This is a genomic window from Coxiella endosymbiont of Ornithodoros maritimus, assembly GCF_907164965.1.
GTDB lineage: Bacteria > Pseudomonadota > Gammaproteobacteria > Coxiellales > Coxiellaceae > Coxiella.
In genome coordinates, this window is the sequence record NZ_CAJRAM010000076.1 from 1 (window position 1) to 14,516 (window position 14,516).

A 14,516-nucleotide genomic window follows, 5' to 3' on the forward strand; every position below is an offset into this window, starting at 1 on the left:
TCAGAAATTCTACTCAACACTCAGCAGCTTTTCTCACTATTTCATCAACTGAACTCCTTTCGTCATGTATAGAGGTAGTTAAAAAAATTGTCGTAAATTTTAATATTTATTTAATTTTTTAGCGCTACTTCTTATTCTTCATTAATTTTTTCGAGAAATCCTATGCATCCAGAACATAAAAAAACTACTTCAAGCGGACAGTCGACGTCTAAGTTTATAAATCAGCTTCAATAAATATACCGGAGTCTATTCCTTCTAAAAAAGAGGTTAACGAAGAACCGCAACCTTCCAGGTTGGTCGCGAAAGAGAAAAAAGAAGTTGTTGTTAATCTTGATGTCGTCTAAGATGCAGCTAGTCCATCGACGAATTTATTGGAATCTATTCGTTCTTATAGAACAATTATGAGGAGGCAGAGACTTCACAAAATGCAGCAGAAAAGCCGACGGAAATTGTTTTAGACGTTTCTCATCTTACTGAACAGCTTCGTGCAGCGTTAACACCTTTAAGCGCGTGCCAATACGATCCTGACAATTATTTTAAAATCGTCAGTATATTGATGAGCTCTTCTTTAAGTGTGGGTCCTGCTTTGCTTTCTTTAGGGCTTTCCACTCAAGATGATAATTTGCCTTCGAGTCCAGCACGATGGGTTTTCACTGTTCTATGCAGCCTCTTTAGTAGCGTGCAATCCGGTATGATTTCACATATGACACGAACATTATCTCAACCAACTCACACTCCTTACTCACACCCTAAAGAAACATGAACTTTCTCAAAATAGATTAGGAAGAAGGAATTGAAGCGCGTGCCAACGTAAACATTTATAAAAATTATTAAAAAAATCTCCTTCTCTTTTTTTATAGCTTATATGAAGCATCAAAATGGATAGCACTCTATTTGCTTCTGCATTGCCGACCTCGTTAGCTGAACAAAGAATAGCGCTTTCAAGCACTATCTTCGTGCTGGCACAATGGTCGTAGGGTATTTTGGACTTGAAAATTTTCTAACGACTGCTACTGCGTTGTTGCCCTCGCTTAATAATAAGCATATTCTAAATGGAGAAAAGCGCAGGTTCCTTGATACAGTGATAACTATTTGCCACGACGAGCAGGGTAAAAATACCGAAGACTCTCAACGTCTTTTTAAGCTAATTTTGAATCAGTCTACTTCGATCGAACCTCATAAAGTTTTAGAAAACTTATTCGAAAATAGTCATGGAAATCCTATCTTTTACAAGATACTTCCTATTATCTTCAGTGGGCTTTAACACTGGTATTTCTAATCGTTTATGTTGCCTCAAACTCCAGTGATTACCGCGCTGCCGCGCAAGACCCCGACAATACGGATGCAGAGATAATACCTTCAATTTTAGGAGATATTATCTTTGCCTCTTTAGTAGCTTAAATTGCTGCAGGTAATCTTATTTTCGCATTCTATAATCGTTTTCTTATTTTGCGTCGACACGAATGGTCTTCTTTACTTACTAATTCGGGTTGCACTTTACTGACTATCTTCAGCGTTCCAGGCCCGATGGCGGTCAGCGCTCGTGAGAAAATGTCGTGCTTTATAAGGTATATATTGACGCCTTTAGGCACGATGCTGGACTATACAATTTTTTCCTTTTGGCTTTCGCAGGACATTTACCTCCAATACAAATTCCGATCAGGGGGTGAAAGTTACAGACAGCAACGTGCTATGACCGAAATTTTTTATCAATATTTTCAAGAGAAACTTGAGTAATTATCCCCTGGGGAATTCATCCAATGGATTAAAATTTCTTTAGAAAAATCCCCCGATTTATTTAAAGGGTACGAGGCCTATTTATATAAAGTCCTATCCTGGGAAAAAAGGGAAACTTAAAACCCTCTCAAATTCTCGATATTCTGAATGACAAACCCTCCGAAGCGATGAAGACGATCAAAACTTCGGGTCATTTGGGATTAAAGCAGAAAAGCAAAAAATTATTTATCGCTGCTATGCCTGCACTGGTTAGTGGAGCTACTTTTATACCGGAAAATAATTTTTTCTTTCGAATTATATTGGATCATGTTTTCCCGGCGACTTCCATTACACTAGGACTAACCTTTAATTTTTGCTTGTTTCCAAAAAGAATTCCTGAAGAGAAACAACCGCTCTTGCCAATAGTGCAAAATAATGAGGAAAATAATTCTCCACAAGAAAGCAATTCCTCTTGCTGGAGTAAAACTACTTCATTTTTTAAGTACGTAATGCTTTTAACGGCACCATCGCTCGTCGGCTGGTCACGAAAAATTTAGCTCATTTTGCGTTGCAAGAAATTTTCAACAATGATCAAGTAGAAGAAAAAAGCGAAATCATCGGGCACGTTGCGACTACCGCCGCTAGCTTTGCTGTGGTGTATTCGATGAGGCCTTAGAAAGGCTGACCAATGCAGGAAGCCCTATATGTTCTTTCACAATTTCAGTGGCTTTTTGTAGATTGATTCGAGGTTCTTCCGGAACACTTTTTAAATGCTCATTAATAAGGGTTTCCACAATTCGGGAAAGATTAGCAAATAATTCCTTGCGGTCTTCTTTCAAAGGAAGGTGCGCTTCAAGGTATAATTTTCCGTCATTTTGTCCTACCACGTAGGGTTGATTAATGATGAGTACCGGCGTATCGACAAAAATCATTCCAAATAGTGCTTTCATGTCTCCAGGATATAAATGAATACAACCCGCACTACTGCGGCGACCCACGCTGCTAGGATCGTTGGTGCTATGAATAAGATAAGTAGGCTGAGACAACCGCAAAGCGTAATAGCCTAATGGATTCTCGGGCCCCGAGGGCATTACTTTGGGCACGGGATCACCATTTTCTTGACGATAATGAAGGATGCTATCGGGAACTACCCAAACGGGATTTTTGATTTTTTGAATAATATGCAGCTTCCCAAGTGGTGTGGACCAATTAAACCGTCCAATCCCCACCGGATAAGTGTAAAAATAGTTTTTCCCTTTTGGAAAATAATAAAGCCGCATAGCGGCCAAATTAATGATAATCCCTTCTTTTGGAGCGGGGGGCAATAAATATTGCGTCGGTATAATTAAAACACTTCCCGGTTGAAGCTGATTAGGGTCCACTTCGGGGTTGGCTTCTACTAATTGGTAATAACCTACATCATAACGCTCTGCAATCGTTGCAAATGTTTCGCCCTCACGAACAGAAGCGAATTGAATCTGCCCAACTAAATCATTACACGACAGGGGCAACGGCAGACGAAGGGCGAAAGTTGGATTGAGAAAAAAAATCAAAACACATAGAAAAAAAAGACGAAAATATTTCATGATTATTTATATTTTTCAGGTATTCCGCAGGCTATTACGTTACTCACTACCGCCCCAAACAGGATAATCGTCCAAGAAACATAGAGCCACACCAAAAAAAGGTACAACTGACAAAGCTCCATATATCAGACGGTAAGTGGGAAAAATTTTTAAATACACGGTGAAAGCAAATTTCGCTAATTCAAAAATACCGTTGTCAGCAATCGCCCGATCACAGCGTGTGATAGTTTAACTTTAGCTGACGGAAGTATCCAATTAAATAATGTAAATGTCATAAAGATTAGCACACATGGCAAGATAAATAAAAACCCCTTTCCCAAATAGGGACATCCAATAAGCTCCGTAACTAAAGGAGATTGAACCAGGAAGGTTCCTAGCAACATAACTGCGCCTAATAAAAATGGCAACAGCAATAACACCATAAAAATAAATCAAAAAGTGCAAGGAGAACCAAAAATGATGCTCGGTATGTGCCATATCGCTACGAAGGCTCGATTGATATTGTACATTAACAAAAGTGCCACAATACCTAAAAAGAAAATATTCATAATCGATAGGTCTGTGACTTTTGTGTCAGTTGACTTAAATAAGCAGCCACCATGCTAGCAGAAGTCGGCACAAAATTTTCCCAAATCAAATTTTGCAAACGCACGCCGACTCCTCGAAAAGCAGGCACAAAAGAAAGCAGAGTGAAGGCGACGACAGTGAGAGGCACAAAGGCAAGTAAGGTTGTATAAGCGAGTGCCGTAGCGCGATAAGCGCACCCCTCTTCGTGAAAACGGCGGTAAATATAGGCGAGAGCAAATGCGCTCCTTTTGAAGAATCGATAGATTGTCATAACTGGGGGGTTGACCTATAATCTCTATTTATTTAGGTATTTTATAATGCCAAATGTTACTCTCTACCACAATTTTAGAGTAAATTGATAAAAAATATAGGGAAAACTCAATGCCATTTATTTTAGTCCTATACTACAGCCGCTATGGCGCCACCGCAGAAATGGCAGAACAAGTCGCCCGCGGGGTGGAGCGTGTGAACAAGATAGAAGCGCGTATCCGCACCGTGCCCTCGGTGTCGCCTAAGACAGAAGCGACAGAACCGGATGTTCCCAAAGACGGTCCTCCTTACGTTACTCACGACGATTTAAAGAATTGCGTAGGCCTTGCATTAGGTAGCCCGACACGATTTGGTAACATGGCGGCGCCATTAAAGTATTTTTTGGACACTACCAGCGCCTTATGGCAATCTGGCTCATTAATCGGCAAACCCGCTGGCTTTTTTACTTCCACGGCGAGTTTGCATGGCGGGCAAGAGACTACCCTGCTTAGCATGATGATGCCGTTAATCCATCACGGAGCCATTATTGTCGGTATTCCGTATAGTGAAACGGAATTATTTACAACCACCGCCGGCGCCACGCCTTACGGTCCTAGTCACATGGCAGGGGCCGATAGCAATTGGCCGCTGACTCAAACGGAAAAAAATTTGTGCCAGGCATTAGGGAAACGATTAGCGAAGATTTCATTAAAATTAAAAGCATGACCCCCTTAGAATATTACCAACAACAACTCGAAGTCGGTTTTATCCAAAAAGATCCTCAGCAAAAAGAAGTCATCGACCAGCTTCAACATATCTATACCGAATTGCTTAAGAAAAAAAGTGCGCGCACTCGCTTTCTAAATAAATTCCTTCACACTTTAGCTATTTCAAAATCTGTTAAAGGTCTTTATTTATGGGGTAGTGTTGGCGTCGGCAAAACATTTTTACTCCATACTTTTTATCATTGCCTTCCACTTAAAAAAATGCGCTTGCATTTTCATCAATTTATAGCTCGAATTCATCATGAATTAACCCACCTACAAGGTCTTAAAAATCCTTTGGACATCATTGCTAAAAAACTTAGCCGAGAAACTAATGTAATTTGCTTCGATGAATTTTTTGTGGATAATGTGGTTGATGCTATCCTTTTAGGAGGCTTATTAAATGCGCTTTTTAAGTATGGTATTTGTTTTATTGCCACCTCAAACTTTAAACCAGAAGATCTTTACAAAGAAGGATTGCAACGTAAACAATTCATTCCTACTATTAAATTAATTAAACAGCACACACAAGTTTTTCATTTAACATCCCAGTATGATTATCGCTTAAGGTATTCACCACAAATGGAAATTTATTTTACACCATTAGACAAACAAGCAGAAATAAACATGGAAAAAAGTTTTCAATATTTTTCAAATTACCAACCAGCCATTCATACGGCTATTGAATTATTCCACCGAATCATTCCCATTCGCAAACAGGCTGGTAATGTCATTTGGTTCAAATTTATAGACCTTTGTGGAATACCGCGTTCTGTTAAGGATTTTTTAGAACTTTCACAAAAATACAAAACAGTTCTAATAAGCAACGTACCTGTTTTACGAACTGACCAAAAGAATTTAATTACTTCCTTCATTAGATTAATTGATGTTTTCTATGACGCAAAAATCCGTTTAATTATTTCCGCCCAAGCACCCATTGAACAACTTTATCCAGAAGGACCCCTTCGCTTTGAATTCGCACGCACTCAATCCCGATTAACCGAAATGCAACGCATTGACTGGGGGGATGTTGACAAAACAAAAATCCAACGAAAGAATGAATAAAAAAGCAATGAATAAAAAAGCACGGTCCTGGAAGCGGGCGGGCGCTTTTGCTCGGACACGCCGTCGTGGCTCGAAAGCTCCCATCCTGGCGGCTTACGGTCTGCGCAAAAGCACCCCCCGCTTCCAGAACAATTGACTCAGCAAGAAAACGAAGAGCCGGAGTTATTAATTACAATCACCCTTGCTTCCTTCGTTCCTCCAATGCGCTCTTAAGTCAATGGGTACGCTGGTCGTAATGAGATTTTAATTCGTCAATAAACGTTGCCTTCGTCAATTTGATATTATCAAAATAAGAAGCACGCGCTATCAAATGCGACGCAATAGGGGCAGTCATTACAATAAACCAAACAATCACTACTGCTTCAATTGCTACCGTCCACGTACCAAAATAAATAGCAACACCGCCAAAAACCAAACCGACGCCTAAAGACCCTGCCTTAGTGGCCGCGTGCATGTGGATAAGCAAATCGAGCATGCGCAAAATCCCAACAGAAGCAATAAAAATAAATAAAGTGCCTCCAAAAACAAAAAAAATAGTAAGCCATTCCTTAATCATCTCTTTTCTATTTTTTTATTTTTTATAGCACTGGCATTCGATATATTGTGCAAAAGCCACCGTTCCAAAAAAAACAATCAAAGCTAATACAATCACCAGATCGATATAAACAGCCTGCTTAGAAATAAGGGTATAAACAGTAATAATTAAAATTAAAAGGCTTGCTGTTAAATCAAGCGCAATAACGCGATCCGATAAGGCGGAGCCAATAACCATCCGTGTAAAACACGCCACCACCGCAAGACACAAAATCACCAGCGGCGCATAAAAAATTGAAACCCCAAAAATTGTCACTCTAAAATCTCCATAATTAATTTTTAAAACTTGTGTTTAATTTCTGCTTTTAATTGATCAACGTCATCAATAAACATTGCGTGAACATATAAAATCTTTTTATCTTCAGAAATATCTAGCGTTAAAGTGCCTGGCATAAGGGAAATAATATTTGCGAATAAAGTTATTTCAACCGGTGTTCGACAATCAAGGGGGATGGCGAGAACGCCAGGCCTTGCTCAAAAGCGCGGGGTCAAAACTTCGTGCGTAACTCGAAAATTAGCAATTAAGATTTCCAATAATACAAATAAGATAAATTTTATAATTAAATAAATTTTAAAAGGATAACGAAGTATTCTACTCATCGACTACCTCCTAAAGCCGCACGAACATATTGGCTCGGATCTAATAATTGGGAGGACGCCTTTACTCATTACCTGAAAAAATAATTGGGGAGAAAAAGCGATTGCTAAAGTCACACTTGCCAATAAAATGACAGGAACAAATAAGGAAAATTTTTCACCCCTCGCAAGTAACAGGTGACCTTCTTTTTTAGTCTGATATTTATCCACCCAAAAAACTCGATTCCATATTTTGATCATCAAATAAAGTGTTAAAAAACTAACGATTAAGGCAATCGCCGCCATGATATAATTGTAGTTGGTAACCACTGCTTCCAACAAAGACAGTTTCGCCCAAAAACCCGATAACGGGGGAAAGCCTGCCAGGGAAAAGCAGGGATAAAAAATAATAAGGCTAAAAAGGGGTATTGTTTATAAAGGCCACCTAAGGCTCGAATATCAAAACTTTTACCTAGACGATTTGTAATACCACTGATTAAAAACAAATTCGTTTTAACTACAATATGATGCACAATATAAAAAACGGTGCCGGCTAATGCCAAGGGTGTACGAATTGAAAGTCCCATCACCATGTAACCAATTTGACTAATGATGTGAAACGATAAAATTCGCCAAAAATTATATTGTGATGCCACGCCCAATACTCCGGTTAGCATCGTTAATCCCGAAGAAGCCAATAATAAACCTAAAATTATTTGATTATTAGGTACAATCAAGGTAACCAGTCAGATTAAAGTATAAACGCCGACTTTAGTCAGCATCCCAGAAAAAATAGCAGAAGTCGAAACGCTGGTGGTGTGATAAGAAGCTGGCAGCCAAAAAAAACAAATGAAACAAAGCGGTTTTAATAGCAAATGCAATAGCCAATAATAATGCGGCCGCCATGACAGTAGAGGCATTCGGATAATGCGACAGACGCACCGATAAATCGGCCATGTTTAAGGTGCCCACTATTCCATATAACATAGCAATTGCCGTTAACATTAAAATGGTAGCAATCAAATTCATGGCTACGTATTTAATCGTCCCATCTAACTGAATCCGTTCACTACCGAGCACCATCAACACAAAAGAAGCGATCAGCATCACCTCAAACCAAACATAAAGGTTAAACATATCGCCTGTTGAAAAAGCCCCCCCACAAATACCAACCAGCAAAATCCAATAGACTGGATAAAAACCTAAATTTTGTTGAAAGGCTTTAATGTCGGATAAAGCATAAATAGCCACGTATAATGCAATAAGCCCAGTCACCACTAACATAAATGGTGCTTAACAGATCAATAACGATACTGATTCCAAAGGGAGCAAGATAATCCCCAATTTGCATGACCAAGATCCCCTTCTGCCTCACGAAAATGAAAATCACAATAACCGCCAGTAATAACACTATTGCGCCCGTTAAATGACAGATTTTTTTCAACCGCTCAAACGACGAAAAAAAAACAACACAAGATTGCAGTAATTAAACAAATTAATAACGGTAATATTGGTAATAACTTCATGAAGCGATTTTCTCACGGTGGGATACGGGCTCAGCTAAACGCAATTTATCGCTATCCAATGTTTTAAATTGTCTCCATACTTTCCGAACCAACACTAAAGCAAAAGAAAGTAGCCCGAATCCGATAACGATAGACGTTAAAATCAACGCTTGCGGCAAGGGGTTAGCCATCGATGCAAGCGAGGAAGTTTTTTCCGGTGAAACAAAAGGAGGTACTTGAGATAAACGACCTACTATTAACCAGGACAAAGGTTGTGGAAGAGCTTAAAATAACGATGCCAAACAACCAACGCATCAATTGCTGGCTTAATAACAAATAAACGCTAATGGCAAACAAACCGCCAATCATCCAGCAAAATAAAGTAGTCATCCCGCCCCCTCCTCTAACGCGATCATAATAATTAAAGTACTACTTAATACGACTAAGTAAATCCCAACATCAAATAATAGCGGCGCCCCCAATTTAAAATGGCTGGTTAAGATTAACCAAATTCCCGTCAAAAACGTTTTTCCGAAAATGAATGCGATGAGGCCAGCAACAACGGCTACGTTCAAACCGATGGCTAACAACGAAGATAAACTAAATCGAAGAAGTTGCAGCAGATCCTTTGAGCCATGGGTAATTAAGTACAAAGCGAAGGCGCTGGCGGAAATTAAACCGGCGATAAATCCTCCTCCTGGAGAATTATGCCCACGAAACAAAATCCATAAAGAAAATAACAGCATTATAGCAAGCAAAAAACGCGACGCTGTGTAAAGAATTAAAGAAATCACGACCCACTTCTCCTAAAACGACTTTTTAATAAACCATAAATTCCAAGCGCTGATGACGCCACTACAATGATTTCACCCAACGTATCGAAGCCACGAAAATCAATTAAAACTACGTTAACAACGTTTCGACCATGTCCATTAGGAATACTGTGTGCAATAAAATACTAGCCGATAAAATCTTCAAAAGGCTGCTGAGTAATGGCAATCAGAAGCACAGCGACTGAAAATCCAATGCCTAAAGCGATAACTGCATTAATGACTCTTGAGTAAGTTTTTTCTTCTACAATTTCCGGCAATGGCGGTTCCCGATAGAGGTTCAACACCACAATAATAACTATTAATGTTTCAATTAAGGCTTGAGTCATGGCAACGTCAGGCGCTACATTGACTATAAAAAACCGCAGCGCCTATTCCGAAAAGTCCAAGAAATATTAATCCAATCAAGTAGCTCCTCACCCAAACAGTCATATACGCAGAAATAAGGAGTCAACTTGCTAAAAAGAATGGTAAAAAGAAAAAGAAAAGCCTCATTGCTTAACCAGCATTAAATGACTCCTAACCAAAACTCCGCCCAACGTCAAAACGATAGTCGTAAACGTAATAATTAAATACAGGCGTAATTTTCCATTCTGTAAAATCTCCGTTTGCCACTCCGCCGCTCATAGTAAATAATACATGAAACGATCATAAAGCCAAGCGGGACCATGGCGATAAATGCCATCAAAATGCGCCAATATCGATCTAAATTCAGTGCGTTTCAAATACAATACGATGGCGCCCAAAAGGGTAATTAAGCTTAATAGCAATGAAGGTGTAAAACCATGCCATAAGGTTAATTCTGTTTTTAAAGGTCGCCTTAAAATAGCGCTTACGGCTGGCGAGAGTACGGTATGGTTAATAACAAACGGGAAAATGCTTAACAATAAGGTTAATGAAGCCAGGAACAAAGCATTGACAGACATATGCCTCTCGTACACGTTTTGGTTTTTGTTCTCCCCAAAACGGTCTTAATATCAAAAGAAAAGCCAGCATAGCCATGATCACGTTAGAAAAAACAGCAATAATAGTTAAGATATGAGAAGCTAACGGCGCCACGAGACTGGCTCCATACACCAATTCTTTTACATAAAAACCTAATAAATAAAGGCGGAAGCCCCGGCATCGAAGCGCCAGCGACTAAAACTGCCATAAAAGCAATTGACATTGCTTTATGTAATCCGCGAACTTTATCAATATCTCGTATCCCCGTTTGGTGTTTAATATCACCCACCGTCATAAACAATGTGGCTTTGTATAAAGCATGTGCCAATAAAAAGGCCACCGCCGCCTTTACAATTAAATAGTGAGTAGAACCTAATAAAAAAACTAATGAGCCCAGCGCGGTAGTCGTGGTATAAGCAAGAATTAATTTCATGTCGGTTTGTCTGACAGCTAATAAAACACCAACTAACATGGTAATTCCACCGATGCTGCTTAAAATAACAAACCACCAATAATTATTGGCTCATTAACAGGTGAAAGCGCGCCAGAAGATAAATGCCCACTTGAACCATCGTTGCTGAATGCAGATACGTGCTCACTGGGGTTGGCGCTTCTATGGCATCCGCTAGCCAAAAATGAAAAGGAAATTGCGCCAACTTGGTAAAAGCGCCAATCAGCATTAACAACAAAATAGAGATAAACAAAGGTTGATTTTGTAAAAGATTTCCTTGTGGGAGCAAGCGAGCCATGCTGTAAGTGTGAATGACAATTCCGATTAAGATAAAACTAGCCAACAGCGATAATCCACCGATCACCGTGACAAACAAGGCTTGCACGGCGGCCTTCCGCGCGGCAGGTCGGGCGTGCTCAAGACCAATAAGCAAAAAAGAACTAATACTCGTTAATTCCCAAAAAACAAATAACACAATTAAGTTATTTGCTAAAACCAATCCCAACATAGAAGCCATGAATAGAAATAAATATCCATAATACCGCCCTAAATGCGGGTGATTTTCTAAATAAGGGGCGCTATAAATTACGATGGGGATCCCGATACCGGTGATAAGTAAACCAAATAAAAGGCTTAATCCGTCGACATAAAATGAAAAATCAATATTTAAGTCGGGAACCCAAGGGAACCCTGAATAAATAGTCCCTCCGTGCATGATAGTTAGGAATAAGGTGAATAAAATAAATAAAGAGAAACAAAGGGATTAAGGCTAAACCCCAGCCGAGTCTAGGTCCTTTTAAGTAGTGCACCATAATAGGCACTAGCGCAGAAACGAGCAATGTTATTATAACAATTCCTGTTAACATGGTTTCTCATAATAACAAAAACCTACATTTAAAAATATCTGAACCAATGGTTAATTTAAAAATACTCTCGTGAAAAAAAGGGCCCCCTGGGGGGGTTAATCCTCCTGAAAAACTATTGCTATTTTTGCAGTTATTAAACGTGAGTTTCAACGCCTTCCAGGTCGCTTTTTTTACACTTGCGAACACAGCAATTGTAAATAGCCGCGAGGATTACGCCGCTAATAAAGCCGTCAATAAATCCTAAAATGACACCAACAATAGTTCCCCAAAAAGTCGGCGCATAACCGACGTAAACTGAACTAATAACAGAAACCATGAAGCGCCCCCAATCTGTCCACCAACTGAACAAGGCGAGAATGAGCAGCCCAAGCGCCCAAACTATTCCCACAGCAAACCCAAATGAAGTAACGCCCAATCGGGAGCAATGATGATGACTCATAACAGTCTCCTTTACGTGATTTCCCTAGTTGCTAAAAAAGTAATAGTCCAATAGAGTATAATCACATTTTTACTTAAGCGCTAGTACGATGGATATTTATACTCTTGGTTCAATTGTGCTCACACTCGCTGTTTTGATTGCTTATGTAAACTATCGTTTTATTCGTATGTAAAGCACCATCGCGATTATGAACACGTCACTTTTATTGACGGCTATTTTCATTATTTTTCATCATTTCCAGATTCCAAACATCGCACAGAAAACATCATTGAAAATATCGATTTCCCCAACCCTCTATAGAGGTCCTCTTAATTTCCTACTGTTTGCTGGCGCTCTGACGATTGATTTCAATATCCTCAAAGCCCAAAAATTGAATTTGCCTTTTCTTTATTACTTCCTCTCTGACGCGCTTATTTCTCCCACCGATCCGATTAGTGTCTTAGCCACTTTTAAACAGCTCGGCGCGCCAGAGCGGCTGACCGGCCTGCGTCGCGGGAAAGTCGTTATTTAACGACGTGGTGGGTATTGTTCTTAATTATTACTTTTTATACGTTAACAGTTAATCACATTCCGGCGAGCATTGAAAAAATCAGTCTGTTATTTTTAGGACAGGCGGTCGGAGACATTATTTATGGTTTATTTTTTGGCTTTATCACGGCTCAGTTATTGAAAAGCAGTAAAAAAAGACTATAGTCTCCCTATTTTACTCATCTTAGCCGCCGTTACAGGCGATTATCAACTCGCCCTCGCTCGCGTTAGGAATTTCAGGCCCGCTCGCCATGGTGATCACCGGCATCATGGTCGGCGCTTATATCCGACGTGATCAAGGTGAGACGCATAAAAAGAAAACGAAAACCCTAGAGACTTTCTGGGAAGTCATCGACGAAGTCTTAAATGCAATTTAATTCTTAAATTGGTTTTAAACTACTCGCCATCAAAGCAAGCACCTTACAAATCGTTGCCATCCTGCTCACCATCCCCTTGCTCTTACTCGTTCGCCTTATCAGCGTTTCCATTCTCAAAATGCATTCAGCTTAAACGCAACTATAATCTTTACATCATCAGCATTCTAACCTGGGGGGTTACGGGGTGGAATGACTGTCACTTTAGCCCTCTCCTTGCCATTCAATGAATACCAAAATTTCATCCTAGGCATGACCTACGATGTCGTTATCTTTTCCATTATTGTACAGGGATTGAGCATAAAACCCTTGACCCGGCTGGCTAAAAAAAGTCATGAGGGCTAAGGGCAAGAAAGCTGATAGAGTGCGGCAAATGCTTATTGCATTCCCCCACTAAAATCAGTATGATTCAGCCTCTAGCTAGTTGCTATGGCTTTCAGCTATGAATTAGGGGTGAACAAAAGAATGCCAATGATAGATGTGCCTGACAATAACGCTTTCGATGTCGCCATGCGGCGTTTTAAACGAGCGTGTGAAAAAGCGGGTATCCTTTCCAAATTACGTCAAATCGAATATTACGAAAAACCCACAAGCAAGCGCAAGCGTAAGCGAGCAGCCGCCGTCAAACGCTATGCCAAAAAATTGCAAAAAGAACAAGAAGCATTAGAACGCGAGCGAACACGTTATTAGGCGCTCCCGTCAAAGGAGGAACTCCGAATGATAGAATCGCTCAAAAACTGCATTCAAGAAGACATGAAAGCCTCTATGCGTGGGCAAGAAAAGGGACGCTTAGGCACGATTCGCCTGCTCCTGGCTGCCATCAAACAGCGAGAAATCGACGAGCAAATCACGCTTGATGACGCCGCTGTTATGAAAGTCATCGAAAAAATGATCAAACAACGCCGCGATTCCATTACCCAATATGAGGCAGGAAATCGACCTGATTTAGCGGAAAAAGAAAAACAAGAAATCGACATACTACAAGCCTATCTCCCAGAAGCCCTGAGCGCAGCTGAAATTGATGCCGCTGTCAAGCAAGCCATTGAGGAGACCCACGCCACTTCCATGAAAGACATGGGCCAATTAATGGGAGTATTAAAGGAGAAATTGCAAGGCCGTGTCGATATGAACATGGTCAGTAAAAAAGTGAAAGAACACCTGAGCTAGATCTCGTAACCTAATGAAAAGTGCCCCTCCTTAAAGAGGGCGTTATAATGCGCCAACATAGAGTTTCTATTTTTAAAAAAAGGAGCAGGGCCATGAAAGATATTAAAATACTTGGTGTTGGTATTTATTGCAAAAGGGGTTTTTCAACTGTGTGGGATTGATGAGTGGGGTAAGGTGATCCACACGAGAGGGGTTAGGCGCTCAATATGTGTCCACTGTGGCAAGGCCTTAAGGTGGCTTGTGTGGTTGATAGAAGCGTGTGGAGGCGCGAACCATTGGTATCGGGTTCATGGG

The 14,516-nt window shown here is 40.1% G+C and carries 10 protein-coding genes and 8 pseudogenes; 7 read left to right on the forward strand and 11 right to left on the reverse strand.

Annotation, left to right across the window (positions count from 1 at the left end):
- Nucleotides 1–218: 218 nt before the first annotated feature.
- Nucleotides 219–2,392 (forward strand): annotated as a pseudogene (locus OWO34_RS07105) (CBU_1576 family Dot/Icm T4SS effector); the annotation flags it as partial.
- Here the strand turns inward: OWO34_RS07105 and OWO34_RS07110 are convergent.
- Together OWO34_RS07110 and OWO34_RS07115 are read right to left on the reverse strand one after the other, a co-directional pair.
- Nucleotides 2,358–3,302 (reverse strand): L,D-transpeptidase family protein, encoded by a 945-nt coding sequence (locus OWO34_RS07110; protein ID WP_267257041.1) that lies wholly within the window; start codon nucleotides 3,300–3,302, stop codon nucleotides 2,358–2,360. The pseudogene OWO34_RS07105 and the gene OWO34_RS07110 sit on opposite strands and share 35 nt — an antisense overlap.
- A 2-nt stretch (nucleotides 3,303–3,304) precedes the next feature.
- Nucleotides 3,305–4,140: pseudogene (locus OWO34_RS07115) on the reverse strand (YihY family inner membrane protein).
- Nucleotides 4,141–4,250: 110 nt separating this feature from the next.
- On the opposite strand from OWO34_RS07115, the gene wrbA reads away from it, so the two are divergent.
- Both wrbA and zapE read left to right on the forward strand, forming a co-directional pair.
- A complete protein-coding gene (wrbA, locus tag OWO34_RS07120) occupies nucleotides 4,251–4,844 on the forward strand; it encodes an NAD(P)H:quinone oxidoreductase (protein ID WP_267257042.1) in 594 nt (197 codons plus the stop codon).
- Nucleotides 4,841–5,947, forward strand: coding sequence for a cell division protein ZapE (gene zapE, locus OWO34_RS07125; RefSeq protein WP_267257043.1), 1,107 nt, complete (start codon nucleotides 4,841–4,843; stop codon nucleotides 5,945–5,947). Before wrbA ends, zapE begins: the two co-directional genes overlap by 4 nt.
- Before the next feature lie 214 nt (nucleotides 5,948–6,161).
- Here the strand turns inward: zapE and mnhG are convergent, their stop codons facing one another.
- From mnhG to OWO34_RS07175, 9 genes and pseudogenes are all read right to left on the reverse strand, one after another.
- Entirely contained in the window at nucleotides 6,162–6,503 is a 342-nt protein-coding gene (mnhG, locus tag OWO34_RS07130; RefSeq protein ID WP_267257044.1) for a monovalent cation/H(+) antiporter subunit G, read from the reverse strand.
- Between the two features lie 15 nt (nucleotides 6,504–6,518).
- Nucleotides 6,519–6,797, reverse strand: coding sequence for a monovalent cation/H+ antiporter complex subunit F (locus OWO34_RS07135; RefSeq protein ID WP_267257045.1), 279 nt, complete (start codon nucleotides 6,795–6,797; stop codon nucleotides 6,519–6,521).
- Between the two features lie 23 nt (nucleotides 6,798–6,820).
- A pseudogene (locus OWO34_RS07140) lies at nucleotides 6,821–7,141 on the reverse strand (Na+/H+ antiporter subunit E).
- Between the two features lie 3 nt (nucleotides 7,142–7,144).
- A pseudogene (locus tag OWO34_RS09885) lies at nucleotides 7,145–7,794 on the reverse strand (proton-conducting transporter transmembrane domain-containing protein).
- 94 nt (nucleotides 7,795–7,888) lie between these two features.
- Entirely contained in the window at nucleotides 7,889–8,395 is a 507-nt protein-coding gene (locus OWO34_RS07155) for a proton-conducting transporter transmembrane domain-containing protein (RefSeq protein WP_267257047.1), read from the reverse strand.
- Nucleotides 8,396–8,639: 244 nt separating this feature from the next.
- Nucleotides 8,640–9,012, reverse strand: a pseudogene (locus OWO34_RS07160) (NADH-quinone oxidoreductase subunit K).
- A complete protein-coding gene (locus OWO34_RS07165) occupies nucleotides 9,009–9,416 on the reverse strand; it encodes a Na+/H+ antiporter subunit B (protein ID WP_267257048.1) in 408 nt (135 codons plus the stop codon). Before OWO34_RS07165 ends, OWO34_RS07160 begins: the two are co-directional and overlap by 4 nt.
- Nucleotides 9,413–11,714: pseudogene (locus OWO34_RS07170) on the reverse strand (putative monovalent cation/H+ antiporter subunit A). Before OWO34_RS07170 ends, OWO34_RS07165 begins: the two are co-directional and overlap by 4 nt.
- Nucleotides 11,715–11,847: 133 nt before the next feature.
- The gene (locus OWO34_RS07175; RefSeq protein WP_267257049.1) at nucleotides 11,848–12,153 is read right to left on the reverse strand and encodes a bacteriophage holin; all 306 of its coding nucleotides are present in this window, start codon (nucleotides 12,151–12,153) and stop codon (nucleotides 11,848–11,850) included.
- A gap of 88 nt (nucleotides 12,154–12,241) precedes the next feature.
- Between OWO34_RS07175 and OWO34_RS07180 the strand changes: the two are divergent.
- The 4 genes and pseudogenes from OWO34_RS07180 to OWO34_RS07195 all read left to right on the forward strand — a co-directional run.
- Nucleotides 12,242–13,400 (forward strand): annotated as a pseudogene (locus OWO34_RS07180) (cation:proton antiporter).
- Nucleotides 13,401–13,520: 120 nt separating this feature from the next.
- Complete coding sequence (rpsU, locus tag OWO34_RS07185; protein WP_005772127.1) at nucleotides 13,521–13,745, forward strand: 30S ribosomal protein S21; 225 nt, start codon at nucleotides 13,521–13,523, stop codon at nucleotides 13,743–13,745.
- Nucleotides 13,746–13,772: 27 nt separating this feature from the next.
- Nucleotides 13,773–14,222 carry a GatB/YqeY domain-containing protein gene (locus OWO34_RS07190; protein ID WP_267257050.1) on the forward strand — a complete coding sequence of 150 codons (450 nt, stop codon included), beginning with the start codon at nucleotides 13,773–13,775 and terminating at the stop codon, nucleotides 14,220–14,222.
- A 92-nt stretch (nucleotides 14,223–14,314) separates the two neighbouring features.
- A pseudogene (locus OWO34_RS07195) lies at nucleotides 14,315–14,516 on the forward strand (IS110 family transposase); the annotation flags it as partial.

Bases quoted from the DNA above. Each gene is read 5' to 3' on its own strand.
- OWO34_RS07110 (WP_267257041.1), bottom strand. From the start codon at position 3,302: ATGAAATATTTTCGTCTTTTTTTTCTATGTGTTTTGATTTTTTTTCTC.
- wrbA (WP_267257042.1), top strand. From the start codon at position 4,251: ATGCCATTTATTTTAGTCCTATACTACAGCCGCTATGGCGCCACCGCA.
- zapE (WP_267257043.1), top strand. From the start codon at position 4,841: ATGACCCCCTTAGAATATTACCAACAACAACTCGAAGTCGGTTTTATC.
- mnhG (WP_267257044.1), bottom strand. From the start codon at position 6,503: ATGATTAAGGAATGGCTTACTATTTTTTTTGTTTTTGGAGGCACTTTA.
- OWO34_RS07175 (WP_267257049.1), bottom strand. From the start codon at position 12,153: ATGAGTCATCATCATTGCTCCCGATTGGGCGTTACTTCATTTGGGTTT.
- rpsU (WP_005772127.1), top strand. From the start codon at position 13,521: ATGCCAATGATAGATGTGCCTGACAATAACGCTTTCGATGTCGCCATG.
- OWO34_RS07190 (WP_267257050.1), top strand. From the start codon at position 13,773: ATGATAGAATCGCTCAAAAACTGCATTCAAGAAGACATGAAAGCCTCT.